The sequence below is a fragment of the Streptomyces sp. NPDC055254 genome, assembly GCF_053606025.1.
The window spans coordinates 98016-121430 of sequence record NZ_JBSGQV010000013.1 but is presented as its reverse complement, the minus strand read 5'-3'; the positions used below and the strand labels follow the sequence as shown (position 1 = coordinate 121430).

The following is a 23415-nucleotide window of genomic DNA, read 5'->3' as shown; positions in this document are numbered from 1 at the left end:
CCGCCCCGCCCGGGCCCCCGGTCCAGCGCCGCGCCCGCTCACGGTCGCGGGCCCGCCCGCACCGCCCGCACCGCTCGTACCGCCCGCACCGCTCGTACCGAACCGCCTCACGCCGGGCGGCGGGATATGAGGAGGCGGATGAGGACGGCGGCGGAGAGCGATCCCGTGATCATCTGGCCAGCGTAGGGCAGGTACATGATCGCGGCGGTCTCCTCCGCCGGGCCGAAGTCCTGGCCCGCGGAGGCGAGCAGCATCCACAGGCCCCAGCACGCGGTCGCGGCCGAGCTCGTCCAGGCGACGGCGAGCGACCGGGCCCCTCTCCCGCCGCCCCGGGCCAGCAGCACCGCCACCGCCCCGGCGGTCAGGGCGCAGAGCCCGTGCAGTGCGGCGCCCACGCTCGCCTCGGCGGACCATGACGCCGCCCGCTCCGCGGCCAGGCCGGCCGTGCCCCCGAAGGTCCAGTAGAGGTACGTCCCGCCCACGGCCGCGCCCGTCACCGCGGCGGCTGCCGCCATCACCCCCGTGGACGACGGCAGCCGCTCCCCCGGTGCGCCCCGCCACAGCCGTCCCCAGCGCTCTTGGGCGTAGGGGGCGAACAGCCCGGCCAGGGCGAGACCTTGGACGGCGAAGCCGGTGTAGACGACGTCGGTGACCCAGTCGTCCAGGAAGGGCGCCTGCCCGCCGGTCCCCCCGTCCGTTTCCGCGCCGAAGCCGAGCGCACGCACGAGCAGTTGGCCGGAGAACCCCAGGAGGATCGGGGTCAGCAGCCCCGTGGCGACGAAGACGGGCACCGCCAGCAGCCAGGCCGGCACCCGTAGGCCCCAGGGCCGGGTGAGCACCAGCACCAGCAGGATCACGCACGCGTCCATGGCCAGGGTGACGGCGTTGGCGACGGCGAGGAAGGGGCCGGGCTCGCGCAGCACGCTGCCGGCCGGTATCCCCATGTGACTCCCCGCCAACCAGGCGGCCTTGAGCGTCAGGTACGGCACGGCGGCCGTCACGGCCAGCGCCCCCAGGACCGGCCGCGCCCGCCCCCGGCGGGGCGTCGACGGCCGGGGCTCGTACGTCGGGTGAACCTCTCGTGTGGTCATGACCCCACGGTCCCGCGCCCGCCGCCCCGCCACCTCCCCCTCAATGGGGAACCGCCTCCCCCACCCGGGGGAGGAACCGCACCCTCCGCCAGGTTCCGGGCGGCAGCCCCGCCCGGCACCGCGTCCCGCCCGCCGGCCCGCGCCCGCAGCCCCGCCCGGCACCGCGTCGCCGCCGCCTCACCCCCGCCGCCTCACCCCCGCCGCCTCACCCCCGCCGCGTCACCACCGACAGCCGGTCCCGCGCCTCGAAGAGCGCCGCCTTGATCACCCGCTCGTGCCCCGCCGTCAGCCGGGCCACCGGAACCGAGCAGCTCAGCGCGTCCCGCGCGGGCGTCCGGTACGGCACGGACACCCCGAAGCAGCACAGCCCGAGGGTGTTCTCCTCCCGGTCCACCGCGTAGCCCTGCTCCCGCACCATCGCCAGCTCCTCCACCAGCTGCTCCCGGTCGGTGATGGTGTGCTCGGTGACGGGCTCCAGCCGCGGCGGCAGCAGCGCCCGTACCTCTTCGTCCGTGTGCGTGGCCAGCAGCGCCTTGCCCAGCGCCGTCGAGTGCACGGGCAGCCGCCGCCCGACGCGGGTGAAGGGCCGCAGGTAGTGCTGGGACTGGCGGGTCGCCAGGTACACGACGCTCGCCCCGTCCAGCCGCGCCAGGTGGATGGTCTCCGTCGTGTCGTCGGAGAGCCGGTCCAGGGTGGGGCGGGCGGCCGCCACCACCTCGTCCCCGTCGATGTACGAGCTGCCGACCAGCAGGGCCCGCACGCCGATGCCGTACCGCGTGCCCGTGGTGTCCGTCTCCACCCAGCCCAGACCCACCAGCGTGCGCAGCAGCATGTACAGGCTGGACTTGGGCAGTCCCAGGTCGTTCTGGATGTCGGCCAGGCTGTGCGGTCCGGGCCGCGCCGCGAAGTGCTCCAGCAGCTGGACCGTCCGCACCGCCGATTTGACCGGCGCCGCCTGCGCGGCGCTCCCCGACTCGGTCGTCGTCATACGCCGGCTTCCCCTCTGGATCGCCTCTTGTCACGCGGAGGACGCGGAAATAGAGTCCGCAGCAGATGTGATCATTCATCCACCGGAACGGCGTTCAGAATACTGAACGATCCAGGAGGCAGTGGCCCATGACAGCGACCCCAGTCTGGAGTGTGGACCCCCGCACCGGGAAGCAGCGCGAGCAGGTTGCGGCGGAGGCCACATCCCGGGAGGTGGACGAAGCGGTACGCGCGGCCCACGCGGTCCGCGGCGCGCTCGCCGACGCCGCCACCCGCGCCGCCTTCCTGCGCGCCGCCGCCGTACTGCTCGACGGGGCCGCCTCCCAGGTGGTGGAGGCCGCCGACGCCGAGACCGCGCTCGGGCCGGGCCGCCTCACCGGCGAGCTGGCCCGCACCACCGGCCAGCTGCGCGCCTTCGCCGACGCCGTGGACGAGGGCTCCTACCTCGACATCCGGATCGACCGCGCCGACCCCTCCCTCACCCCGCCGCGTCCCGAACTGCGCCGGTACAAGGTGCCGCTGGGCGTGGTGGCCGTCTACTCCGCGTCCAACTTCCCGCTCGCCTTCTCCGTCCCCGGCGGGGACACCGCCAGCGCGCTGGCGGCCGGCTGCCCCGTGGTGGTCAAAGCGCACCCCGACCACCCGGCCACCTCCGAGCTGTGCGCCTCGCTGCTGCGCAGGGCGGCGGTATCGGTGGGACTGCCGGCCGACGTGGTCGCCGTGGTCCACGGCTTCGACGCCGGCCTGGAGCTGATCCGCCACCCGCTGGTGTCCGCCGCCGGCTTCACCGGATCCGTCAGGGGCGGGCGGGCCCTCTTCGACGCGGCCGCCGCCCGGCCCGTGCCCATCCCCTTCCACGGCGAGCTCGGCTCCCTCAACCCCGTGGTGGTCACGCCGGGGGCCGCCGCCGAGCGTGCCGAGGAGATCGGTACGGGGCTCGCGGGCGCGGTCACCCTGGGCGTCGGCCAGTTCTGCGTGAAGCCGGGACTGGTCCTGCTGCCCGAGGGCGCGGACGGCGACCGCGTCGCCCACGCGCTCACCAAGGCGCTCAGGGAGACCGAGCCGGGGGTGCTGCTCGACCACCGGATGCGGGAGAACTTCATCGCCGGGGTGCGTGAGCGGGCCGCCCTGCCCGGCGTCGCCGCGCCCGTCCCCCCCGGTGCCCGCGGGGAGCACACGGTCGGCGCCGGGTACCTGACCGTGCCCGCCGGCCGGCTACTCGACGGCGCCCCCGGCGACGGGTACGAGGTCCTGCTGGAGGAGTGCTTCGGCCCGGTCACCGTGCTCGCGCGGTACGCCGACCAGGGCGAGGCGGCCGCGGTGCTGGCGCGGCTCCCCGGGAACCTCAGCGCGACGCTGCAGTTGTCGGCCGCCGAGACCGAGGGCGCGCCGGGTCCGGCCGCCGAGCTGATCGGGCAGGTCACGGCGCTGGCGGGGCGGATCGTGGTCAACGGCTGGCCGACCGGGGTCGCGGTGGCCCCGGCCCAGCACCACGGCGGCCCGTACCCGGCCGCGACCTCGCACTCCACCTCGGTCGGCGGCACCGCGATCGAGCGCTGGCTGCGGCCGGTGGCGTACCAGTCGGTGCCGGACGCGCTCCTTCCGGCGGAGCTGCGCGAGAGCAACCCGCTCGGGCTGCCGCGCCGCGTGACGGGCGGCTGAGACCGCCCGCCGGGGTGCGCGTACGGGGACCCGTACGCGCACCCCGGTGGGCCCGGCGGGCACGGACACGCGTACGGGCCCCGGCGCACCCCGCCGGACGCGCCGGACCGCGGCCCCGCCCGGTCGGTCCCCGGGCCGCACGGGCGCCACCGGATCCGGACCGGCACCCGGCACCCGCCCCGCCCCGCCGGAGCACATCCGCGGCGCGCCAAACCCGTTGCCGCCGCAGCCACCCGCACGGCAGGCTGCGCCCCATGCCGAAACCGTACGGATTCACGTACCAGCAGCACGCCGACTCCTCCGTCGTCATCACCCACCGGGGTCGCGCCGCTACCACCCTGCGCGGCGCTCGGGCCGAGAAGTTCCTGGCCGAGGTGGAGTCCGGCGACGCGCAGCTCGTCATGGCCCGCTGGACCGGCGCGTACAAGTTCGGCAACGAGCGCACGGCGAAGAACCACCCCCGCAACCGGAGCTGAAACAACCCGCGGGAGCAAGGGAACGGCACAGCCCCTCCAGTCGTTCTTGAGGCATGACCGTTATGACCCCCGGCTCCAACCTGCCGCTCGCCACCGCTCGCGTGACGGTGGACGTGGCCGCCCCCGTCCGGCTCGACGTCTCGGGACTCCTCCTCACGGCGGACGGCAAAGTGCGTTCCGACGCCGACTTCATCTTCTACAACCAGCCCTCCGGGCCCGGTGTCAGCCACCGGTCCGGCGGCGGTTCGGCGCCGGACTCCATCACCGTGGACACGGCGGCCCTGCCGCCGGGCATCGAGCGGATCGTGGTCACGGCCAGCCCCGACGCGGCCGGCCAGACCTTCCAGGGCATCGAGCCCACCGCCACCGTGCGCGACGCGGACGGCGGAGCGGTGATCGCCACCTTCACCCCGCCGCAGCTGGGCTCCGAGACCGCGCTCGTCGTCGTCGAGGTCTACCAGCGCGGCGGCGCGTGGAAGGTGCGCGCGGTCGGCCAGGGGTACGCGGACGGCCTCGCCGGCATCGCCACCGACTTCGGGGTCTCCGTGGAGGAGGAGCCGGCCCCCGCCGCCGCTCCCGTCACCCCCGTCACCCCCGCGCCAGTGATGCCCGCGGCTCCGCCCGCGCCGCCCGCCCCGCCGGTCTCGCACCCGGTCTCCCCCTGGCTCGGCGGTCCGACGCCGGCCGCGGCCGCGCCCACCCCGGCCGCGCCGGCCCCCGCGGCGCCTCCCACCGCGCCCGCCACCGTCCCGCCCGGCGCGGGGAAGATCAACCTCGACAAGGGCCGCGTCAGCCTCCAGAAGAACCAGACGGTCTCCCTGGTCAAGGGCGGCCGTCCGCTGCTGTCCCAGGTCAAGATGGGTCTGGGCTGGGAGCCGGCCTTCCGCGGCAAGGACATCGACCTCGACGCGTCCGTCATCGCCTACGGCCCCCAGCGCAACCACCTCGACAGCTGCTACTTCGGCAAGCTGTCCATCCTCGGCGGCTCCGTCAAGCACTCCGGTGACAACCTCACCGGCGAGGGCGCCGGGGACGACGAGGTGATCGTGGTCGACCTCGGACGGCTGCCCGCCGACGCCACCGGCCTGGTCTTCACGGTCAACTCCTTCACCGGCCAGAAGTTCACCGAGGTGGCCAAGGCCTACTGCCGCCTGATCGACGCGGCGACCGGCGAGGAGCTGGTGCGCTTCGACCTCACCGGCGCCGAGCCGCAGACCGGCGTGATGATGGCCAAGCTGATCAAGCAGTTCTCCGGCGAGTGGGAGATGACGGCCATGGGCGAGTTTGTGAAGTCGCGCACAGTGCGCGGCATGGTGAAGCCCGCCGCGCAGGCACTCTGAGCAGGTGAGCGGGCACGCGGAGCCACCGCCCGGGTCGCGGGGTGAGCGATTCCACCCCTGAGACGGGGAGGGGGGCCGGTGCCCGCCCGTAGCCTGGAAGGCATGCAGAAGTCATTCACCCCCGCGGGTCCCGCCCGCCCGTCCGCCGCCGAGGCGAACGAGGCGATACGGCACCTCTTCGACACCCGGGTGGGCGACGAGTTGCCCGCAGAGGCCTACGAGTTCCTGCTCACCGAGTGGGCCGCCGCCTCCGACTCCGGGGTGTCCGCGGCCCAGTGAGGCACGGACCGGCGGCCCCGCGGGGCCGCCGGCGCTTGTCCGCCGGCGCTGTCCGCGTTGTCAGCGGGTGCGCCGCCACGGCCCCGTGACGGCCAGCATGATGCCCGGGTCCTGGATGTTCGCGTACAGGGTGCGCCCGTCCGGGGAGAAGCACACCCCGGTGAACTCGGAGTACTCCGGCTCCTCGGCCGTCCCGATGTTCAACTCGTTGCGCGCCAGCGGGTAGGTGCGTCCCGAGTCGGTCGCGCCGAACAGGTGCTGGAGGCCGGAACCGTCCTCGGCCAGGATCAGACCGCCGTACGGGGACACGGTGATGTTGTCCGGCCCGTCGTAGCCGCCGCCCGCCGACGGGTCGCCGTTCACCCCGATCAGCACGGTCAGCCGTACCGTGCGCCGCTTGGGGTCGTAGAACCACACCTGGCCGTCGTGTGCCGCGCCGGGGCTCTCCTCGCGGGCGTAGGAGGAGACGAAGTACGCGCCGCCGTCCGCCCACCACATGCCCTCCAGCTTGCGCCCCCGGGTCACGGCACCGGTGGCGAACTGCTTGCGCACCGGCACCGTCCGCGCGTCGCGGTCGGCGACGTCCACCCAGTCGACCCCGTAGACGGTGCCGATGCGGGTGGCCCGCGAGAGGTCGTCCACGAAGCGGCCCGAGCTGTCGAAGCACTTGGCCGCCTGGAGCGCTCCGGCGTCGGCCGCGAGCGTACGGAGCTTGCCCCGCCCGTGCCGGAAGCCGCGGGGCGGGGTCCAGCGGTACAGCAGCCCGTTGGGGCCGGAGGCGTCCTCGGTGAGGTAGGCGTGGCCCTGGCGCGGGTCGATGACCACGGCCTCGTGGTCGTACCGGCCGAACGCCTTGATGGGCTGCGGGTCGCGGTTGGCCCGGCGGTCGTGCGGGTCGACCTCGAAGCAGTAGCCGTGGTCCTTGGTCATGCCGTTCTTGCCGGCGGGGTCCGAGTTCTCCTCGCAGGTGATCCAGGTGTCCCAAGGGGTCGTGCCGCCCGCGCAATTGGTGGACGTACCGGCGATGCCCACCCATTCGGCGACCTCGCCGCCGCGTCGCACCTCGACCACCGTGCAGCCGCCGGCGGCGGCCGGGTCGTAGACGAGGCCCTCGGCGGCCGGGACGGGGTGCGCCCAATTCTCCCGCTTGCCCTTGAGCTCGTGGTTGTTGACGAGGAGCGTGACGCCGCGGTGGCCCGCGAAGGCGGCCGTCCCGTCGTGGTGGGAGGGGGTGCTCTCGCCGGACTCCAGCCTGGTCACACCACTGCGGGTGAGCACGCGGTACGAGAATCCGGCGGGGAGGGCGAGCAGTCCGGCCGGGTCGGGGAGCAGCGGGCCGTAGCCGGGCTCGCAGGGCCGCCCGTACTCGTCGCGGTCAGTGCCGTGGTCGGCCGCCAGCGCCCCCGGTGCGGTGGCGAGGGCGCCGACCGTGCCGGTGAGCGCGATGCCCGCTCCGGCGAGGACGGTGCGGGAGGTGAAGTCTCTGCGGCTGAGCGGCATCGGGGCTCCTGGGTGGGGAGGTGGTGCGCCTGTCGTGCGGTCGTCGGCGCACACGCTCCCGCCCGCACGTGAACGGCGGCTGAACTACCCACGAAGCCGAGTCGACCCCTTGCCGGTGCCGTGAATGGCCAAGTCCGGCCCAGGATCGGCGCGTTGTCACCGCCTGCCGTCCACCGCCCCGAGCCGTTCAGGGCCGTACAGCGCCGTTCAGGGCCGGTGCGAGCGCGCCTTGAACGCGGCCTTACGGGCCTCCTTCGCCGCCTTCTTGTCCGGGTGCAGGCGCCCCATCACCTCCAGGACGTAGGCCGTCGCGGGGTGCTCCACCCGCCACACCTGGTCGAAGAACCCGGCGTGATGGGCGGTCAGGGACTCCATCAGGAGCGGCAGCTCCTCCGTCTCGCCGCCGGCGGCGAGCTGCGCGGCGATCGTGTCGACGGTCAGCCAGTACACCATCGTCGGGTCCGGCGCCGGTACGCCGCCCGCGCCGCGTTCGGCCAGCCACACCCGGGCGAGCCCGCCGAGCTCCGCGTCGTCCAGCACCGAGCGGACCGCCGGCTCGGCCTCCGGACCGGTCGACGCCAGGGCCTGCTGGCAGCGCAGCCGGCGCAGCGGCGCGCCCTCGTCGTCGCCCCGGGCGGCCGCGAGCAGCTCGGGCACGGCGGCGGCCGGGTCCCGGCCGGCCAGCCACTGCTCGATCTCGGCCTGGGCGGCGGCCCCGGGGTAGCGGGACACCCCGTCGAGCAGCGCGTCCGCGCCCTTGTCTGCCAGGTCGCCGACGGCCGGCGCCTCGACCCCGGCCTCCAGCATCCGGGCGCGGATGCCGTAGAGGCCGAGCGGGGTCAGCCGGACCATTCCGTAGCGCGAGACGTCCTCGTCGTCGAGGTCGGCCCGGGCCCGGCCCGGGCCGAGCGGCTCCTCGTCGGGCTGCGCGGCGGGGTGCGGCTCCTCGGCCTCGGCCATCAGCTCCTCGTCGACGGGCCGGAACTCCACGAGCCCGATCGGCTCCAACTGCCTGAACTGGTCGTCGAGCCGCATCATCGCGTCCGAGACCTGCTCCAGCACGGCGTCGGTCGGCTCCCCCATGCCGTCGGGCACCACCATCGACGCGGCGAGCACGGGCAGCGGAACGGGTCCGTCCGCCGCCCCGCCCTCGGTGGCGGTGAGGAGGTAGAGGTTGGCGAGCACCCCGTCGAGGAAGTCCGCCTCGTGGCGCGGGTTCCAGTCCAGCCGGTCGAAGTCGATCTCGCCGCCCTCGTCCAGCGCGTCGACGAGGTCGTCGAGGTCCGGCACGGCCGCGTCCGCGATCACGGCCTCCAGGGCGGTCAGCCACAGGTCGAGCACGTCGCCGGGTGCGCCGCCCGTCACCAGTGCCAGGTCCTCGCCGGGCGCCGCGGTGCCGAAGTCCGCCTCCGCGCCGCCCGCGTCGGCGCCCCGGTCCTCCTCCGGCTCGGTCACGTCGACCAGACCGGTGTCCACGGCCACCCGCCAGGCCTGGCTCGCGTACATCGGTGCGTCGGGGTCCTCGGTGTCGAGGCCGAGCGCCGCGGCGGCTTCGGACAGTTGCGCCGCGACGAGCTCACCGCCGACGTCGACGCGCGTCGCGGGTCCGGCCCACCGGGCCAGCCGTACGGCACGGGCGAACAGCGGGGCTGTGAGGGCCTCGCGGGCCAGTTCCGCATCGGAGTGCAGCCGTACCGGCGGCAGCGTGGGGTGCGGCTCTGCGGACATGGGGCGGTTCTCCTCGCGGACGCGGTGGGGCGGGCGGTGACAGCCCGTCGGCGGATGTGGCCGGCGGGTCCGTCCGGCCCGGTGGGCCCGTCGGCCCCGGGGCCGGTTCGGCGGGTCGGGCCGTACGGGCCGGAAGGCCGGGGCCGGGACAGTCGTGGCCGTCGTACGGCGACCCAGCGTAGACGCATTTCGGGCGTGCCCGGCGGGTCATCGCCCTTGGTTCATCCCACAGTCAGCTGTCGTATTCCCTGGAGGGCTTGACAACTTTGCTGGCAACCCAGGAAATTGACGCGCGTAGATGTATCGCGGGCCGTCAGTCGCCCGCAGATCTCACTGCCTCACCTTTTCGCCGTCTCTCCGTTTCCCTCACCTCACACCGGAGTTCCCGCCCATGCGTTCCTCGCATCCCCGTTCCGCCGCCGTCGCGGCCCTCGTCGCCAGCGCACTGGCCACCGGCCTCCTCGCGGGCTCCGCCGACGCGGCCGAAGGCGCCGCGGCCGCCGATCCGATACGCATCCACGACATCCAGGGCACCACCCGGATATCCCCCCTCAGCGGTCAGCAGGTCGCCGACGTCCAGGGCGTCGTGACGGGTGTGCGCACGTACGGCTCCCGCGGCTTCTGGATCCAGGACCCGGACGGCGACGGCGACGACGCCACCAGTGAGGGCGTGTTCGTCTTCACCGGCTCGGTCCCGACCGTCGCCGTGGGCGACGCGGTCAAGGTCTCCGGCACGGTCGGTGAGTACGTGCCCGGCGGCCTGAACTCCGGCAACCAGTCGGTGACCCAGATCTCCAAGCCGACGGTGACCGTGGTCTCGTCCGGCAACGCGCTGCCGGAGGCCTCCTCGATCAACGAGTACACGGTGCCCGGCGAGTACGCCCCGCTCGGCGACCCGGCCGCCGGCGGCAGCATCAACGGCCTGGCCCTGGAGCCCTCTCGCTACGCGCTGGACTTCTACGAGTCGCTGGAGGGCATGAACGTCCGCATCGGCACCTCGCGCGTGGTCGGCGCCACCGACCCGTACTCGGAGCTGTGGGTCACCGTGAAGGGCTGGGAGAACGCCGCCAAGCGCGGCGGCACCGTCTACGGCTCCTACGAGTCCCAGAACACCGGCCGGCTCCAGATCCAGCAGCTCGCGCCGGCCGCGCAGCAGCCCTTCCCGGTGGCCAACGTCGGCGACAAGCTGACCGGCACCACCGAAGGCCCGCTGGACTTCAACCAGTTCGGCGGCTACACCCTGGTGGCCCGCACGCTCGGTACGGTCAAGGCGGGCACCCTCGCCCCCGAGAAGACCAAGGCGCAGGCCGCGAACGAGCTCGCGGTGGCCACGTACAACGTCGAGAACCTCGACCCGACGGACCCGCAGGAGAAGTTCGACGCGCTGGCGAAGGCCGTCGTGGAGAACCTGGCCGCCCCCGACATCCTCGCTCTGGAGGAGATCCAGGACGACAACGGCGCCAAGAACGACGGCACCGTCTCGGCCGGGCAGACGCTCGCGAAGTTCACCGCGGCCATCGCGGCGGCGGGCGGGCCCGCCTACCAGTGGCGGACCATCGACCCGGAGGACAAGAAGGACGGCGGCGAGCCCGGCGGCAACATCCGCCAGGTGTTCCTCTTCAACCCGGAGCGGGTCTCCTTCGTCGAGCGCGCCCCGGGCGACGCGGTGACGGCGACCGGCGTGGTGAAGGAGAACGGCAAGGCCGCCCTCACCCGCTCCCCCGGCCGGATCGACCCGGCGAACCCGGCGTGGGCGGACAGCCGCAAGCCGCTGGCGGGCCAGTTCAGCTTCCGCGGCAAGTCGGTCTTCGTGATCGCCAACCACTTCGGCTCCAAGGGCGGCGACGAGGGTCTGACCTCCCACCACCAGCCGCCGGTGCGCTCCTCGGAGGCCAAGCGGCTGCTCCAGGCGCAGTCCGTGAACGGCTTCGTGAAGGAGATCCTGGCGGCCGAGAAGAACGCGAACGTCCTCGTCGTCGGTGACATCAACGACTTCGAGTTCTCGGCGACGACGAACGCGCTGGCCGACGGCGGGGCGCTGTACCCGGCGATCAAGTCGCTGCCGAAGGCGGAGCGGTACTCGTACGTCTACCAGGGCAACGCCCAGGTGCTGGACCAGATCCTGACGAGCCCGTCGATCAAGAACTTCACGTACGACAGCGTGCACATCAACGCGGAGTTCGCGGCCCAGAACAGCGACCACGACCCGCAGGTGCTGCGTTTCCGTCCGTAACCCGCGCGGGATCTCCCGGTCCTCCCGGGGGATCCTCACGAACGCGGAGGGCCCGGCCGCCGTCCCGGCCGGGCCCTCCGCCGCACGCGCGGCGGGGCAGGGGGCCGGTGAAGCGGCGGCGGGCCGCTGCGGGGTGAGAAGGGGGACTTTCGACCCTGGCGTGACGCTCGCCACATCCCTACCCAATCGGCCGGTTGTGGTGTTGAGTGTCTGCACGCCCGAGCTTGCACCGCCTTGCACCGCCGGACCTCTGGAGGACCGTGTGCTCCCCTCCATCTCCCTCGCCCAGGAGATCGGCCTCGCCGTCCTGCTCGCGGCCGCCCTCGTCTCGGTCGCCGCTGCCGGCCGCATGCTGTGGAACAGCCGCTTCCACCACCCCGAACGGGGCGCTCCCGAAGGCCTGCCGGTGATCCCGGCCCAGCGCACCTCGGCGGCGCACCCGATGGAGACGGTCGAACTGACCGAGGCGGAGCAGCAGGCCTTCGCCGGCCTGGTCCGCACCATCCCCCTGCACTGACCCGCACCGGTACCGGCACCGAGCGCCCTCCCGGATCCCGGAAGGGCGCTCTGCGAACGACCGGCCGCCCGCACCCGCCCGGTGGCGGGCCGATGGCGGCGGGGCGTCAGTTGTGGCTGTGGAGGACCTCGTTCAGGCCGCCCCAGACCGCGTTGTTCGGGCGGGCCTCGACGGCGCCGGTGACCGAGTTGCGGCGGAAGAGGATGTTGCTGGCCCCCGACAGCTCCAGAGCCTTGACGATCTGGCCGTCCGGGAGGGTCACGCGGGTGCCCGCGGTCACGTAGAGGCCCGCCTCGACGATGCACTCGTCGCCCAGCGCGATACCGACGCCGGCCTCGGCGCCGACCAGGGTGCGCTCGCCGATCGAGATGATCTGCTTGCCGCCACCGGAGAGGGTGCCCATCGTGGAGGCGCCGCCGCCGATGTCGGAGCCGTCGCCGACCACGACGCCCGCGGAGATGCGGCCCTCGACCATGGAGGTGCCCAGCGTGCCGGCGTTGAAGTTGACGAAGCCCTCGTGCATGACGGTGGTGCCCTCGGCGAGGTGCGCGCCGAGGCGGACGCGGTCCGCGTCGGCGATGCGCACGCCCTTGGGGGCGACGTAGTCCGTCATGCGCGGGAACTTGTCGATCGAGGTGACCTGGAGGTGAAGGCCCTCGGCACGCGCGTTCAGCCGGACGGTCTCGACCTGGTCCACCGCGACCGGGCCCAGCGAGGTCCACGCCACGTTGGTCAGCAGGCCGAAGACGCCGTCGAGGTTCTGGCCGTGCGGCTTGACCAGGCGGTGGCTGAGCAGGTGCAGGCGCAGGTACGCGTCGTGCGCGTCGAGCGGCTTGTCGTCGAGGGAGGCGATGACGGTGCGGACGGCTACGACCTCGACGCCGCGGACCGCGTCCGAGCGGATCGCCTTCGGCGCGGTGGCGCCGAGCAGTTCCACGGCCCGCTCGGCGGTCAGGCGCTCGGTGCCGGCCGGGCCGGGCTCGGCGACCAGCTCGGGGGAGGGGAACCAGGTGTCGAGGACGGTGCCGTCGGCGGTGATGGTGGCAAGTCCGGCGGCGACGGCGCCGGTGGTACGCGTAGCAGTCATGCCCGAAACCTAACCGGCGACGGCCGTCGGTCGCGAACCGGTCTCATGTGCCGGTCGCACAGCGTGTCGCCGGCGGTGCCCCTACGAAACCACCGGTGGTGGCCCTCGGGGCCGGGCCGGCGGCCGCCGGGTCTCAGGCGCCGGCCAGCACCCGCCCGAGGACCTCCCGGGCGTACGGCTCGTCGTACGGCGCGTCCGTGAGCAGCACCTGGAGGCCGATGCCGTCCATGACGGCCACCAGCGCGCGGGCCGTCACCGGGTCGGTCCGCCCCGCGAGGGCCTCGGCGGCCGCCTCGCACCACTCGGCGGCCACCGGGCGCAGCGCCGGCCGGCGCAGTGCGGCCAGGTAGAGCTCGTACTCCAGCTCGACCCGCCCCCGGTCCGCCGCCAGGAACTCGCCCAGCAGACGGGCCAGGGACGTCGCGAGGTCCTCCATCGGGTCGGCCGGCGCCGGAGAGGCGGACATCAGCGCCGCGAAGCCCTCGTTGGCCTGCCGCAGGGCCGCGACCAGCAGGTCGTCGAGCGTCTTGAAGTGGTAGGTCGTCGAGCCGAGGGGCACGTCGGCCTCGGCCGCCGCGCTGCGGTGGCTCAGCCCCGCGATGCCCTTGGCGCCCACCACCCGGATCGCCGCGTCGATGATCCGCTGCCGCCGCTCGGGGTCGTACCTGCGGACGCCCGCCGCCATCAGTGCGCCGCTCCGCCGAGGTTCAGCAGGACCACGCCGGCGATCACCAGCGCGATGCCGGCGATCTTCGCGGCGGTGGCCGCCTCACCCATGAAGATCATGCCGATGGCGGCGATGGCGCCCGTGCCCACCCCGGCCCAGATCGCGTAGGCGGTGCCGACCGACATCGTCTTGAGGGTCTGCGCGAGCAGGGTGAAGGCGATCAGGTACCCCACCGCGGTGCCGAGCGAGGGCCAGAGCTTCGTGAAGCCGTCGCTGTACTTCATGGCGGTGGTGCCGGCGACCTCGGCGGCGATGGCCGCGGCAAGCAGTACATAGGGCATGCGTACGAGCGTACACAGCGTTGCGTACGCCTGTACACATCGCTTTCAGTCACCTCAGGGTGGACCGGGCCGCCCAGGACTTCCTGTTCGACTGCAGCCGCAGCAATCGCGCTTCAACCTCCGCGGCCGCCGCACCGGCCGTTGCCACCCTCGGCGCCATCGAACACGGTTGCGCGCGGGAGCTGTGTGCGATCCTGCACGGATGAACCCCCTCGGTGACGCGCACCTGCGCACCTGGACGCTGCGCTTCATGGCTCTCCTGGCAGCCGACACCCAGGACCAACTTGCCTGGCTGGGCGAGCGTGAACTGGAGACGAAGGACGTCGTCGAAGAGGTGGAGCTCCTCTGCCGCGTCTCCGAAGGGCTCGCGGAGCGCGGAGCCTTCGAGCCCGAGGATCTGCGCGATCTTCGAGCCGTCGACCGCCGCCTCGGCGAGATCGATGCCACCTGCCGCGTCGGCCTCTGGAACGACGCCCTGACCAAGGATTCGGCGTGGGACGACATACGCGCTCTCGCCCGCCAGGTTCTCCTCACGAGGCTGGGCGACTGGCGTCAGCCACTGCCACGTCCAGTGCGCCCGCACACGGGCGACCACTGAGCCGTCAGGCCGCCTGCGGGAAAGCGCCCGGACCCGCCACGAGCAGGGCGCCGGCGGCCCCGGCCGCTCCCGGGCGGCGGAGCCGTGCACGGCGGGCGGCCACAGAACCCCGCAGAGCAGGGAGGGCCCCCGGCACGACCGTGCCGGGGGCCCTCACGCGCATGCGTCGGTCAGACGTTGAAGCCGAGTGCGCGGAGCTGCTCGCGACCATCGTCCGTGATCTTGTCCGGGCCCCACGGGGGCATCCAGACCCAGTTGATGCGCAGCTCGTTCACGATGCCGTCGGTGGCCGACTTCGCCTGGTCCTCGATGACGTCCGTGAGCGGGCAGGCCGCCGAGGTCAGCGTCATGTCGAGCGTGGCGATGTTCGCGTCGTCGACGTGGATGCCGTAGATCAGGCCCAGGTTGACGACATCGATGCCCAGCTCGGGGTCGACCACGTCGTAGAGGGCCTCGCGGACCTCTTCCTCGGTGGCCGGCTTGATCGACGCCTCGGGCGTCGCGTTCTCGGTCATGCCGTCTTCCTCTCCGCGTCGCCCAGTGCCTGGGCGGTCGCGTCCTTCCACGCCATCCAGCTCAGCAGAGCACACTTCACGCGCGCCGGGTACTTGGAGACGCCGGCGAACGCGATCGCGTCCTCCAGCACCTCCTCCATCGCCTCGTCGGGCTCGACCTTGCCCTTGGACTGCATCAGCTCCAGGAACACTCCCTGGATCTTCTGCGCCTCGGCCAGGTCCTTGCCGACGAGGAGCTCGTTCAGTACGGACGCGCTGGCCTGGCTGATGGAGCAGCCCTGGCCCTCGTACGAGACGTCGGTGAGCGTCTCGCCGTCGTACTTCACGCGCAGCGTGATCTCGTCACCGCAGGTCGGGTTGACGTGGTGCACCTCGGCGTCGCCGTCACGCAGACCACGCCCGTGCGGGTGCTTGTAGTGGTCCAGGATCAGTTCCTGGTACATCGAATCCAGCTTCACAGCGACTCCGTCGTCTTCGTCACCCTCGTCTCCCCCGTCAGCCGAAGAAGTTCCGTACGTGCTCCAGCCCGTCGATCAGTGCGTCGACCTCGGCCGGAGAGGAGTACAGATAGAAAGACGCTCGCGTCGTCGCCGGAATTCCGTACCGCAGGCAGACCGGGCGCGCGCAGTGGTGTCCCACGCGCACGGCGATGCCCTGTTCGTCCAGTACCTGGCCGACGTCGTGCGGGTGGATGTCACCGAGCGTGAACGAGATCGCGGCTCCGCGGTCCTCGGCCGTGGTGGGGCCGATGATCCGCAGGTCCGGCACCTCGGCGAGGCGCTTGATCGCGTACTCGGTGATCACGTGCTCATGGGCGGCGATCTTGTCCATGCCGATCGCGCTCAGGTAGTCCACGGCCGCGCCGAGGCCGACGGCCTGGGCGATCGGGGGCGTACCCGCCTCGAACTTGTGCGGCGCCGGGGCGTACGTCGACGAGTGCATCGACACGGTCTCGATCATCTCGCCACCACCGAGGAACGGGGGCAGGTCCTCCAGCAGCTCCTGGCGACCCCAGAGCACGCCGATGCCGGTCGGGCCGCACATCTTGTGGCCGGTGAAGGCCACGAAGTCGGCGCCGAGCGCCTGCACGTCCAGCGGCATGTGCGGAGCGGCCTGCGAGGCGTCGATCAGCACCAGCGCGCCGACCTCCTGCGCGCGCCGGACGATCGCGTCGACCGGGTTGACCGTGCCCATGATGTTGGAGACCAGCGTGAAGGAGACGATCTTCGTCTTCTCCGTGATGACCTCTTCGATGTTGGACAGGTCCAGCCGGCCGTCGTCGGTGAGGCCGAACCACTTCAGCTTCGCACCCGTGCGCTGCGAGAGCAGCTGCCACGGCACGATGTTGGAGTGGTGCTCCATCTCCGTGATCGCGATCTCGGTCTCGCGGTCCACCCGGTAGGGCTCGTCCGCCCAGCCGAGCATGTTCGCGACCAGGTTGAGCGACTCCGAGGCGTTCTTGGTGAAGATCACCTCGTCGCGGCTCGGTGCGTTGATGAAGGCGGCGACCTTGTCGCGAGCGCCCTCGTACAGCGCCGTGGCCTCCTCGGCGAGCACGTGCACGCCGCGGTGGACGTTGGCGTTGTGCTGCTCGTAGTACTCGTTCAGCGCGTCGAGCACCTGGCGCGGCTTCTGCGAGGTCGCCGCGTTGTCCAGGTAAACGATCTTCTTCCCGTCGTGGACCACACGATCCAGCAGGGGGAAGTCCTTGCGGATCGCCTCGATGTCGAGGAGGCCAGGCAGCTGTGTCACGCGGTCGCGCCACCCTTCACGTACTTGTCGTAGCCCTCGGCCTCCAGCTGGTCGGCGAGCTCGGCGCCGCCCGACTCGGCGATACGGCCGTTCGCGAACACGTGCACGAAGTCGGGCTTGATGTAGCGCAGGATGCGCGTGTAGTGGGTGATCAGCAGGGTGCCGACCTCGCCCGTCTCGCGGAAGCGGTTGACGCCCTCCGAGACGACGCGCAGCGCGTCGACGTCCAGGCCGGAGTCGGTCTCGTCGAGGATCGCGATCTTCGGCTTGAGGAGCTCCAGCTGCAGGATCTCGTGGCGCTTCTTCTCACCGCCGGAGAAGCCCTCGTTGACGTTGCGCTCGGCGAAGGCCGGGTCCATCTGGAGCTGCTCCATCGCGGACCTGACCTCCTTCACCCAGGTGCGCAGCTTCGGCGCCTCGCCGCGGATGGCGGTGGCCGACGTGCGCAGGAAGTTGGAGACCGAGACGCCGGGGACCTCGACCGGGTACTGCATGGCGAGGAAGAGACCGGCGCGGGCGCGCTCGTCGACGGACATCTCCAGGACGTCTTCGCCGTCGAGGGTCACGGTGCCACCGGTGATGGTGTACTTCGGGTGACCGGCCAGCGAGTACGCCAGGGTGGACTTGCCGGAGCCGTTCGGACCCATGATGGCGTGCGTCTCACCCTGCTTGACGGTGAGGTCGACGCCCTTGAGGATCTCGCGGGAGCCACTCGCCGAGTCGCCGGTCTCGACGGTGACGTGCAGGTCGTGGATTTCAAGCGTTGCCATGGATACCTCAGGACTCCTGGGTGAGGGAGACGAGCACGTCGTCCCCTTCGATCTTTACGGGGTAAACGGGTACGGGACGCGTCGCGGGCAGGCCCGAGGGCTTGCCGGTGCGCAGGTCGAAGGCCGATCCGTGCAGCCAGCACTCGATCATGCAGTCCTCGACCTCGCCCTCCGAGAGCGAGACGTTCGCGTGCGAGCAGATGTCGTTGATCGCGAACACCTCCCCCGCGGTGGAGACGATGGACACCGGCGTGCCGTCGAGTTCCACCCGCTTCGGGGTGTCCTCCTCCAGCTCGCTCAGCGCACAGGCCTTGACGTACGTCATCAGACGGAGCCCTGGAGCTCGGTCTCGATCTTGGAGAGCAGGCGCTCCTCGATGTCCGCGACACCGATCTGCTGGACGAGCTCGGCGAAGAAGCCGCGCACGACCAGTCGGCGGGCCTCGTCGGCCGGGATGCCGCGGGCCTGGAGGTAGAAGAGCTGCTCGTCGTCGAAGCGGCCGGTCGCGGAGGCGTGGCCGGCGCCGACGATCTCGCCGGTCTCGATCTCCAGGTTCGGGACCGAGTCGACGCGCGCACCGTCCGTCAGGACGAGGTTGCGGTTCATCTCGTAGGTGTCGGTGCCCTCGGCGGTCTTCTGGATGAGCACGTCACCGATCCAGACCGCGTGGGCGTCCTGGCCCTGGAGCGCACCCTTGTAGACCACGTTCGACTTGCAGTGCGGGGCGGCGTGGTCGACGAGGAGGCGGTGCTCCTGGTGCTGGCCGGCGTCGGTGAAGTACAGGCCGAAGAGCTCGGCCTCGCCGCCGGGGCCGGCGTAGGTCACGCGCGGGTGCAGGCGGACGAGGTCGCCGCCGAAGGTGACCACGATCGACTTGAAGGTCGCGTCGCGGCCGACCAGCGCGTTGTGCTGGGAGACGTGGACGGCGGTGTCGTCCCAGTCCTGCACGGACACGACGGTCAGCTTGGCGCCGTCGCCGACGAGGAAGTCGACGTTGGCGGCGCGCACGCCGTCACCGGTGTGGTCGATGACCACGACGGCCTCGGCGAAGGCCTGCACGTCGAACACGGTGTGGCCGAAGGTGGTACCGCCCTCGCCGTGCAGGGTGACGCGCACCGGCTCGGTCAGGACGGCCTCCTTGGGCACGGTGACGACCGTGGCCTTGGCGAAGGACGAGAACGCCTGGGCGGCGATCCGGTCCACCGGGGTGCCCGCCTTGCCGATGCGCGCGTCGCCGCGCTCGACCGACTCGACGGTGACGCCCTCGGGCGCGTCGATCTGGGCCTTCAAGGTGCCGTCGGCGACCGCGGTGCCGTTGTGCAGACCGCGCATGCGGGCGAGCGGCGTGAAGCGCCACTCCTCCTCGCGGCCGTTCGGGATCGGGAAGTCCGCCACGTCGAAGGACGGGGGCGCGCTCATCCGGGTGGCGACGGTGGACTCGGCGGCCACCGCGATCGCGCCGGCGGTGGTGGAACCCGCCGGAATGTTCTGAGCCTCAGCCATGGCTGTCGTCTTGCTCACTCTCTTGTAAAGCGCTGCCTGCGTCAGGCACTGCCTGCGTCAAAGAATCCGCTGCGGAACGCGCGGGGCGGTCGGGACTAGCCGACCGAGCCCTCCATCTGCAGCTCGATCAGCCGGTTCAGCTCCAGCGCGTACTCCATCGGCAGCTCCCGCGCGATCGGCTCGACGAAGCCGCGCACGATCATGGCCATGGCCTCGAACTCGGTCAGACCGCGGCTCATCAGGTAGAAGAGCTGGTCGTCGGAGACCTTGGAGACGGTCGCCTCGTGGCCCATCGAGACGTCGTCCTCGCGGACGTCCACGTAGGGGTACGTGTCCGAGCGGGAGATCGTGTCGACCAGGAGCGCGTCGCACAGCACGTTGGACTTCGAGCCGTGGGCGCCCTCGCCGATCTCGACGAGGCCGCGGTACGAGGTGCGGCCGCCGCCCCGGGCCACCGACTTGGAGACGATGTTCGAGGAGGTGTTCGGCGCCATGTGGACCATCTTGGAACCGGCGTCCTGGTGCTGGCCCTCGCCCGCGAAGGCGATGGACAGGGTCTCGCCCTTCGCGTGCTCGCCCATCAGGTAGACGGCCGGGTACTTCATGGTGACCTTGGAACCGATGTTGCCGTCGACCCACTCCATGGTCGCGCCCTCGTACGCCACGGCGCGCTTGGTGACCAGGTTGTAGACGTTGTTCGACCAGTTCTGGATCGTCGTGTAGCGGCAGCGGCCGCCCTTCTTGACGATGATCTCGACCACGGCGCTGTGCAGCGAGTCCGAGGAGTAGATCGGGGCGGTGCAGCCCTCGACGTAGTGGACGTACGCGTCCTCGTCGACGATGATCAGCGTCCGCTCGAACTGGCCCATGTTCTCCGTGTTGATACGGAAGTAGGCCTGGAGCGGGATGTCCACCTGGACGCCCTTGGGGACGTAGATGAACGATCCGCCGGACCACACCGCGGTGTTCAGCGACGCGAACTTGTTGTCGCCGACCGGGATGACGGTGCCGAAGTACTCCTGGAAGAGCTCCGGGTGCTCCTTGAGCGCGGTGTCCGTGTCGAGGAAGATGACGCCCTGCTCCTCCAGGTCCTCGCGGATCTGGTGGTAGACGACCTCGGACTCGTACTGGGCCGCGACACCGGCGACGAGGCGCTGCTTCTCCGCCTCGGGGATGCCGAGCTTGTCGTACGTGTTCTTGATGTCCTCCGGCAGGTCCTCCCAGGAAGCGGCCTGCTTCTCGGTGGAACGCACGAAGTACTTGATGTTGTCGAAGTCGATGCCCGAGAGGTCGGAACCCCAGTTCGGCATGGGCTTGCGGTCGAAGAGCTTGAGGCCCTTGAGGCGGAGGTTCAGCATCCACTCCGGCTCGGACTTCTTCGCCGAGATGTCGCGGACGACCTCTTCGGACAGACCCCGCTTGGCAGCCGCGCCGGCCGCGTCGGAGTCGGCCCAGCCGTATTCGTAGGTGCCCAGGCCATCGAGCTCAGGGTGAGCAGTCTCCGTGGTCATGCGGGGTTCCTCCCGGCCGTACTTGCAGATACTGATGTGTCGGTCTGTGCGGCGCTCGCGCTGCGCGGAATGAACGTCGTGCACACTCCGTCGCCGTGGGCGATCGTGGCGAGGCGCTGTACGTGTGTCCCGAGCAGTCGGGAGAAGACCTCGGTCTCCGCCTCGCAGAGCTGCGGGAACTGCTCGGCGACGTGTGCGACCGGGCAGTGGTGCTGGCAGAGCTGTTCACCGCTGTGCGGACCGGGAGCGCTCTTCGCCGCAGCAGCGTACCCGTCCTTGGTCAACGCCCGGGCAAGGGCCTCCGTGCGGTCCACGGGGTCCGCCGCCTCGACGGCCTCCCGGTAGGGAGCCGCCTGTGCTTCCATCCGCGCCCTGGCGAAGGCGGCGACGGCCGCCTCGCCCTGCTCGCCGCCGCCGACGGACTGCGCGATCCAGCGCAGGGCGTCCGCGGCGAGCGCGTCGTAGGACTGGTCGAAGGCGTCGCGCCCGCAGTCGGTCAGCGCGAACACCTTCGCGGGCCGACCCCGGGTGCGCGCGCCGTAGACGCGCTGCTCGCGGGCCTCCACCACGTCGTCCGCCACGAGCGTGTCGAGGTGGCGGCGGACGGCCGCCTGGGTGAGGCCGAGTCGCTGGGCGAGGTCGGCGACGGTGGACGGACCGTGGTCCAGGATGGACCGCGCGACCCGGTTGCGGGTGGACCGCTCCCCGGTCGCGAGCTCCCCCTGGGGGGTCTCGTGCTTCCGTTCGCCGTATTTCACAACGCCATTGTTGCGTAAATAAGCGAGCCGCGACAAGCCGTGATGGAGGCCACGCATGGTGGCCTCCATCACTAAGGGTCACCTTATTTATCGACGGAGAGTTATTCGGAGCCGAACACTCCGCATTCACCGCGGACCCCTCTGACATATCGCCGCACGGCTCCCACCAGCACGTACGCGCCCACGGCGGGCTCCGGCAAGGTAACGACCGGGTGCCGGAAAAGATCACGGAAACCCGCTGGGCCGTCCGGGATCCGCCGGACGAAAAAAGTCGCGATATCCGAACCCGCGGGCGGGAAGCTCGCGAAAAGGCGGCGGGCCGAAGGGGCCCGTCACCCCCGCACCCCGGGACCCGGGACCCCCCGCACGGCTCCGTAGACTCAACCCCCATGAGCAACGACCCCGCCGTGGAGATCCGCGGTCTGGTGAAGCGGTACGGCCCCAGGACCGCCGTGAACGGCCTGGACCTCACCGTCCCCAGGGCCTCCGTCACGGCGGTCCTCGGCCCCAACGGCGCGGGCAAGACGACCACGGTGGAGACCTGCGAGGGCTACCGCCGCCCCGACGCCGGAACCGTCCGCGTCCTCGGCCTCGACCCGATCGCGCAGGCCGCGGCCCTGCGCCCGCGGATCGGCGTGATGCTCCAGTCCGGAGGCGTGTACTCCGGAGCCCGCGCCGTCGAGATGCTGCGCCACATGGCCAAGCTGTACGCCGACCCGCTCGACGTGGACCTCCTGGTGGAACGCCTCGGGCTCGGCGGGTGCGGCCGCACCGCCTACCGCCGGCTCTCCGGCGGCCAGCAGCAGCGCCTCTCCCTGGCCATGGCCGTGGTCGGCCGCCCGGAGCTGGTCTTCCTCGACGAGCCCACCGCCGGCCTCGATCCGCAGGCCCGCCGAGCGACCTGGGACCTCGTACGGGAACTGCGCGCCGACGGGGTCACCGTCGTCCTCACCACCCACCACATGGACGAGGCCGAGCAGCTCGCCGACGAGATCGCCATCGTGGACACGGGCCGCGTCATCGCCCACGGCAGCCCGGAGCGGCTGTGCCGGGGCGGCGCCGAGAACACCCTGCGCTTCACCGGCCGCCCTTCCCTCGACCTCGCGTCGCTGCTGAAGGCGCTGCCCGACGGCACCGAGGCCGCCGAGCTCACCCCGGGCGTCTACCGGGTCACCGGCGACGTCCACCCCCGGCTGCTGGCCACGGTCGCCTCCTGGTGCGCGCAGCACGGGGTGATGCCGGACAGCCTCTCGGTCGAGCGGCACACCCTCGAAGACGTCTTCCTCGAACTCACGGGCAAGGAGCTGCGCGCATGAGCGCCGGTACGTTCGTCCCCGGCCCGGGAGCGGCCCCCGTCTCCCGCATGATCCTCGCGCAGACGGCCCTGGAGACCCGGATGCTGCTGCGCAACGGGGAGCAGCTGCTGCTCACCGTGATCATCCCGGCCCTGCTGCTGACCCTGTTCTCCGTCGTCGACATCGTGGACACCGGCGCCGGGAAGTCCGTGGACTTCCTCGCCCCCGGGGTCCTGGCCCTCGCCGTGATGTCCACCGCCTTCACCGGACAGGCCATCGCCACCGGATTCGACCGCCGCTACGGGGTCCTCAAGCGGCTCGGGGCCTCTCCTCTGCCGCGCTGGGCGCTGATGGCCGCCAAGACCCTGTCGGTGCTCGTCACCGAGGTGCTCCAGGTCGCCCTGCTGACGGTGATCGCCCTCGGGCTGGGCTGGTCCCCGCAGGGGAACCCGCTGTCGGTCGCCGCGCTGCTCCTGCTGGGCACCGCCGCGTTCTCCGGGTTGGGCCTGCTGATGGCGGGCACCCTCAAGGCCGAGATGACCCTGGCCGCCGCCAACCTGGTGTTCCTGCTGCTACTGGTCGGCGGCGGGGTGATCGTGCCGCTGGAGAAGTTCCCCGGCGCGGTGCGGTCCGCGCTGGAGCTGCTGCCCATCTCGGCCCTGTCCCAGGGGCTGCGCGAGGTGCTCCAGGGCGGGGCCGCGCTGCCGTGGGGCCACGCCGCCGTGCTGGCGGTCTGGGCCGTGCTCGGCCTGGGCGCCGCCGCGCGGTTCTTCCGCTGGGAATGAAACCCTTTCGCCGCGGTCGG

General features: G+C 72.0%; 24 protein-coding genes. 9 read left to right on the top strand and 15 right to left on the bottom strand.

Annotated elements, in window-relative coordinates; translation table 11 throughout:
* Positions 1-107: 107 nt before the first annotated feature.
* Both ACWFQ8_RS15990 and ACWFQ8_RS15985 read right to left on the bottom strand, forming a co-directional pair.
* The gene (locus tag ACWFQ8_RS15990; RefSeq protein ID WP_453786821.1) at positions 108-1091 is read right to left on the bottom strand and encodes a hypothetical protein; all 984 of its coding nucleotides are present in this window, start codon (positions 1089-1091) and stop codon (positions 108-110) included.
* Positions 1092-1296: 205 nt separating this feature from the next.
* Positions 1297-2079 carry an IclR family transcriptional regulator gene (locus ACWFQ8_RS15985; RefSeq protein ID WP_453786820.1) on the bottom strand — a complete coding sequence of 261 codons (783 nt, stop codon included), beginning with the start codon at positions 2077-2079 and terminating at the stop codon, positions 1297-1299.
* A 128-nt stretch (positions 2080-2207) separates the two neighbouring features.
* Here ACWFQ8_RS15985 and ACWFQ8_RS15980 point away from each other — a divergent pair, with 128 nt between their 5' ends.
* From ACWFQ8_RS15980 to ACWFQ8_RS15965, 4 genes are all read left to right on the top strand, one after another.
* Positions 2208-3740: an aldehyde dehydrogenase (NADP(+)) gene (locus ACWFQ8_RS15980; RefSeq protein ID WP_453786819.1), complete on the top strand. Its 1533-nt coding sequence runs from the start codon at positions 2208-2210 to the stop codon at positions 3738-3740.
* Positions 3741-3994: 254 nt separating this feature from the next.
* Positions 3995-4216 carry a hypothetical protein gene (locus ACWFQ8_RS15975; protein WP_453786818.1) on the top strand — a complete coding sequence of 74 codons (222 nt, stop codon included), beginning with the start codon at positions 3995-3997 and terminating at the stop codon, positions 4214-4216.
* Between the two features lie 62 nt (positions 4217-4278).
* Complete coding sequence (locus ACWFQ8_RS15970) at positions 4279-5556, top strand: TerD family protein (RefSeq protein WP_453786866.1); 1278 nt, start codon at positions 4279-4281, stop codon at positions 5554-5556.
* Positions 5557-5658: 102 nt separating this feature from the next.
* The gene (locus tag ACWFQ8_RS15965) at positions 5659-5835 is read left to right on the top strand and encodes a hypothetical protein (RefSeq protein ID WP_453786817.1); all 177 of its coding nucleotides are present in this window, start codon (positions 5659-5661) and stop codon (positions 5833-5835) included.
* A gap of 60 nt (positions 5836-5895) precedes the next feature.
* On the opposite strand, the gene ACWFQ8_RS15960 is transcribed toward ACWFQ8_RS15965, so the two are convergent.
* Positions 5896-7335 carry an alkaline phosphatase PhoX gene (locus tag ACWFQ8_RS15960; protein WP_453786816.1) on the bottom strand — a complete coding sequence of 480 codons (1440 nt, stop codon included), beginning with the start codon at positions 7333-7335 and terminating at the stop codon, positions 5896-5898.
* 207 nt (positions 7336-7542) lie between these two features.
* Complete coding sequence (locus ACWFQ8_RS15955; RefSeq protein ID WP_453786815.1) at positions 7543-9063, bottom strand: hypothetical protein; 1521 nt, start codon at positions 9061-9063, stop codon at positions 7543-7545.
* A 391-nt stretch (positions 9064-9454) separates the two neighbouring features.
* On the opposite strand from ACWFQ8_RS15955, the gene ACWFQ8_RS15950 reads away from it, so the two are divergent.
* Both ACWFQ8_RS15950 and ACWFQ8_RS15945 read left to right on the top strand, forming a co-directional pair.
* Positions 9455-11296, top strand: a complete 1842-nt coding sequence (locus ACWFQ8_RS15950; protein WP_453786814.1) for an endonuclease/exonuclease/phosphatase family protein — start codon at positions 9455-9457, stop codon at positions 11294-11296.
* Positions 11297-11558: 262 nt separating this feature from the next.
* Positions 11559-11813, top strand: coding sequence for a hypothetical protein (locus ACWFQ8_RS15945; protein ID WP_453786813.1), 255 nt, complete (start codon positions 11559-11561; stop codon positions 11811-11813).
* A 106-nt stretch (positions 11814-11919) separates the two neighbouring features.
* Here the strand turns inward: ACWFQ8_RS15945 and dapD are convergent, their stop codons facing one another.
* From dapD to ACWFQ8_RS15930, 3 genes are all read right to left on the bottom strand, one after another.
* Positions 11920-12900 carry a 2,3,4,5-tetrahydropyridine-2,6-dicarboxylate N-succinyltransferase gene (gene dapD, locus ACWFQ8_RS15940; RefSeq protein WP_453786812.1) on the bottom strand — a complete coding sequence of 327 codons (981 nt, stop codon included), beginning with the start codon at positions 12898-12900 and terminating at the stop codon, positions 11920-11922.
* A gap of 133 nt (positions 12901-13033) precedes the next feature.
* Complete coding sequence (locus ACWFQ8_RS15935; RefSeq protein ID WP_453786811.1) at positions 13034-13585, bottom strand: TetR/AcrR family transcriptional regulator; 552 nt, start codon at positions 13583-13585, stop codon at positions 13034-13036.
* Positions 13585-13908: a DMT family transporter gene (locus ACWFQ8_RS15930; protein ID WP_453786810.1), complete on the bottom strand. Its 324-nt coding sequence runs from the start codon at positions 13906-13908 to the stop codon at positions 13585-13587. Before ACWFQ8_RS15930 ends, ACWFQ8_RS15935 begins: the two co-directional genes overlap by 1 nt.
* Before the next feature lie 202 nt (positions 13909-14110).
* Here ACWFQ8_RS15930 and ACWFQ8_RS15925 point away from each other — a divergent pair, with 202 nt between their 5' ends.
* Complete coding sequence (locus ACWFQ8_RS15925) at positions 14111-14506, top strand: hypothetical protein (RefSeq protein WP_453786809.1); 396 nt, start codon at positions 14111-14113, stop codon at positions 14504-14506.
* A gap of 170 nt (positions 14507-14676) precedes the next feature.
* Here the strand turns inward: ACWFQ8_RS15925 and ACWFQ8_RS15920 are convergent, their stop codons facing one another.
* The 8 genes from ACWFQ8_RS15920 to ACWFQ8_RS15885 form a co-directional block, all read right to left on the bottom strand.
* Positions 14677-15021, bottom strand: coding sequence for a metal-sulfur cluster assembly factor (locus ACWFQ8_RS15920; protein WP_215020285.1), 345 nt, complete (start codon positions 15019-15021; stop codon positions 14677-14679).
* Positions 15018-15479, bottom strand: a complete 462-nt coding sequence (gene sufU, locus ACWFQ8_RS15915) for a Fe-S cluster assembly sulfur transfer protein SufU (protein WP_453786808.1) — start codon at positions 15477-15479, stop codon at positions 15018-15020. The genes ACWFQ8_RS15920 and sufU overlap by 4 nt, the downstream gene beginning before the upstream one ends.
* 37 nt (positions 15480-15516) lie before the next feature.
* Positions 15517-16773, bottom strand: a complete 1257-nt coding sequence (locus ACWFQ8_RS15910) for a cysteine desulfurase (RefSeq protein WP_453786807.1) — start codon at positions 16771-16773, stop codon at positions 15517-15519.
* On the bottom strand, positions 16770-17543 hold the full coding sequence (sufC, locus tag ACWFQ8_RS15905; RefSeq protein ID WP_453786806.1) for a Fe-S cluster assembly ATPase SufC: 774 nt from the start codon (positions 17541-17543) through the stop codon (positions 16770-16772). The genes ACWFQ8_RS15910 and sufC overlap by 4 nt, the downstream gene beginning before the upstream one ends.
* A gap of 7 nt (positions 17544-17550) precedes the next feature.
* A complete protein-coding gene (locus tag ACWFQ8_RS15900) occupies positions 17551-17868 on the bottom strand; it encodes a bifunctional 3-phenylpropionate/cinnamic acid dioxygenase ferredoxin subunit (RefSeq protein ID WP_453786805.1) in 318 nt (105 codons plus the stop codon).
* Positions 17868-19046, bottom strand: a complete 1179-nt coding sequence (gene sufD / locus ACWFQ8_RS15895; RefSeq protein WP_453786804.1) for a Fe-S cluster assembly protein SufD — start codon at positions 19044-19046, stop codon at positions 17868-17870. The genes ACWFQ8_RS15900 and sufD overlap by 1 nt, the downstream gene beginning before the upstream one ends.
* Positions 19047-19141: 95 nt before the next feature.
* Entirely contained in the window at positions 19142-20557 is a 1416-nt protein-coding gene (gene sufB / locus ACWFQ8_RS15890; RefSeq protein WP_453786803.1) for a Fe-S cluster assembly protein SufB, read from the bottom strand.
* Positions 20554-21372 carry a helix-turn-helix transcriptional regulator gene (locus ACWFQ8_RS15885; protein WP_453786865.1) on the bottom strand — a complete coding sequence of 273 codons (819 nt, stop codon included), beginning with the start codon at positions 21370-21372 and terminating at the stop codon, positions 20554-20556. Before ACWFQ8_RS15885 ends, sufB begins: the two co-directional genes overlap by 4 nt.
* Positions 21373-21704: 332 nt before the next feature.
* On the opposite strand from ACWFQ8_RS15885, the gene ACWFQ8_RS15880 reads away from it, so the two are divergent.
* Both ACWFQ8_RS15880 and ACWFQ8_RS15875 read left to right on the top strand, forming a co-directional pair.
* Positions 21705-22631, top strand: coding sequence for an ABC transporter ATP-binding protein (locus ACWFQ8_RS15880; RefSeq protein ID WP_453786802.1), 927 nt, complete (start codon positions 21705-21707; stop codon positions 22629-22631).
* Positions 22628-23395 (top strand): ABC transporter permease, encoded by a 768-nt coding sequence (locus tag ACWFQ8_RS15875; RefSeq protein WP_453786801.1) that lies wholly within the window; start codon positions 22628-22630, stop codon positions 23393-23395. Before ACWFQ8_RS15880 ends, ACWFQ8_RS15875 begins: the two co-directional genes overlap by 4 nt.
* Positions 23396-23415: the final 20 nt, after the last annotated feature.

What these genes read in the sequence shown, in the direction of transcription:
- ACWFQ8_RS15950 (WP_453786814.1), top strand. Translation starts at nt 9,455, where the DNA reads ATGCGTTCCTCGCATCCCCGTTCCGCCGCCGTCGCGGCCCTCGTCGCC.
- ACWFQ8_RS15970 (WP_453786866.1), top strand. Translation starts at nt 4,279, where the DNA reads ATGACCCCCGGCTCCAACCTGCCGCTCGCCACCGCTCGCGTGACGGTG.
- ACWFQ8_RS15965 (WP_453786817.1), top strand. Translation starts at nt 5,659, where the DNA reads ATGCAGAAGTCATTCACCCCCGCGGGTCCCGCCCGCCCGTCCGCCGCC.
- ACWFQ8_RS15955 (WP_453786815.1), bottom strand. Translation starts at nt 9,063, where the DNA reads ATGTCCGCAGAGCCGCACCCCACGCTGCCGCCGGTACGGCTGCACTCC.
- ACWFQ8_RS15980 (WP_453786819.1), top strand. Translation starts at nt 2,208, where the DNA reads ATGACAGCGACCCCAGTCTGGAGTGTGGACCCCCGCACCGGGAAGCAG.
- ACWFQ8_RS15875 (WP_453786801.1), top strand. Translation starts at nt 22,628, where the DNA reads ATGAGCGCCGGTACGTTCGTCCCCGGCCCGGGAGCGGCCCCCGTCTCC.
- ACWFQ8_RS15880 (WP_453786802.1), top strand. Translation starts at nt 21,705, where the DNA reads ATGAGCAACGACCCCGCCGTGGAGATCCGCGGTCTGGTGAAGCGGTAC.
- ACWFQ8_RS15900 (WP_453786805.1), bottom strand. Translation starts at nt 17,868, where the DNA reads ATGACGTACGTCAAGGCCTGTGCGCTGAGCGAGCTGGAGGAGGACACC.
- ACWFQ8_RS15935 (WP_453786811.1), bottom strand. Translation starts at nt 13,585, where the DNA reads ATGGCGGCGGGCGTCCGCAGGTACGACCCCGAGCGGCGGCAGCGGATC.
- ACWFQ8_RS15985 (WP_453786820.1), bottom strand. Translation starts at nt 2,079, where the DNA reads ATGACGACGACCGAGTCGGGGAGCGCCGCGCAGGCGGCGCCGGTCAAA.
- ACWFQ8_RS15990 (WP_453786821.1), bottom strand. Translation starts at nt 1,091, where the DNA reads ATGACCACACGAGAGGTTCACCCGACGTACGAGCCCCGGCCGTCGACG.
- ACWFQ8_RS15925 (WP_453786809.1), top strand. Translation starts at nt 14,111, where the DNA reads ATGAACCCCCTCGGTGACGCGCACCTGCGCACCTGGACGCTGCGCTTC.
- dapD (WP_453786812.1), bottom strand. Translation starts at nt 12,900, where the DNA reads ATGACTGCTACGCGTACCACCGGCGCCGTCGCCGCCGGACTTGCCACC.
- ACWFQ8_RS15920 (WP_215020285.1), bottom strand. Translation starts at nt 15,021, where the DNA reads ATGACCGAGAACGCGACGCCCGAGGCGTCGATCAAGCCGGCCACCGAG.
- ACWFQ8_RS15930 (WP_453786810.1), bottom strand. Translation starts at nt 13,908, where the DNA reads ATGCCCTATGTACTGCTTGCCGCGGCCATCGCCGCCGAGGTCGCCGGC.
- sufB (WP_453786803.1), bottom strand. Translation starts at nt 20,557, where the DNA reads ATGACCACGGAGACTGCTCACCCTGAGCTCGATGGCCTGGGCACCTAC.
- ACWFQ8_RS15960 (WP_453786816.1), bottom strand. Translation starts at nt 7,335, where the DNA reads ATGCCGCTCAGCCGCAGAGACTTCACCTCCCGCACCGTCCTCGCCGGA.
- ACWFQ8_RS15885 (WP_453786865.1), bottom strand. Translation starts at nt 21,372, where the DNA reads ATGCGTGGCCTCCATCACGGCTTGTCGCGGCTCGCTTATTTACGCAAC.
- ACWFQ8_RS15975 (WP_453786818.1), top strand. Translation starts at nt 3,995, where the DNA reads ATGCCGAAACCGTACGGATTCACGTACCAGCAGCACGCCGACTCCTCC.
- sufD (WP_453786804.1), bottom strand. Translation starts at nt 19,046, where the DNA reads ATGGCTGAGGCTCAGAACATTCCGGCGGGTTCCACCACCGCCGGCGCG.
- sufC (WP_453786806.1), bottom strand. Translation starts at nt 17,543, where the DNA reads ATGGCAACGCTTGAAATCCACGACCTGCACGTCACCGTCGAGACCGGC.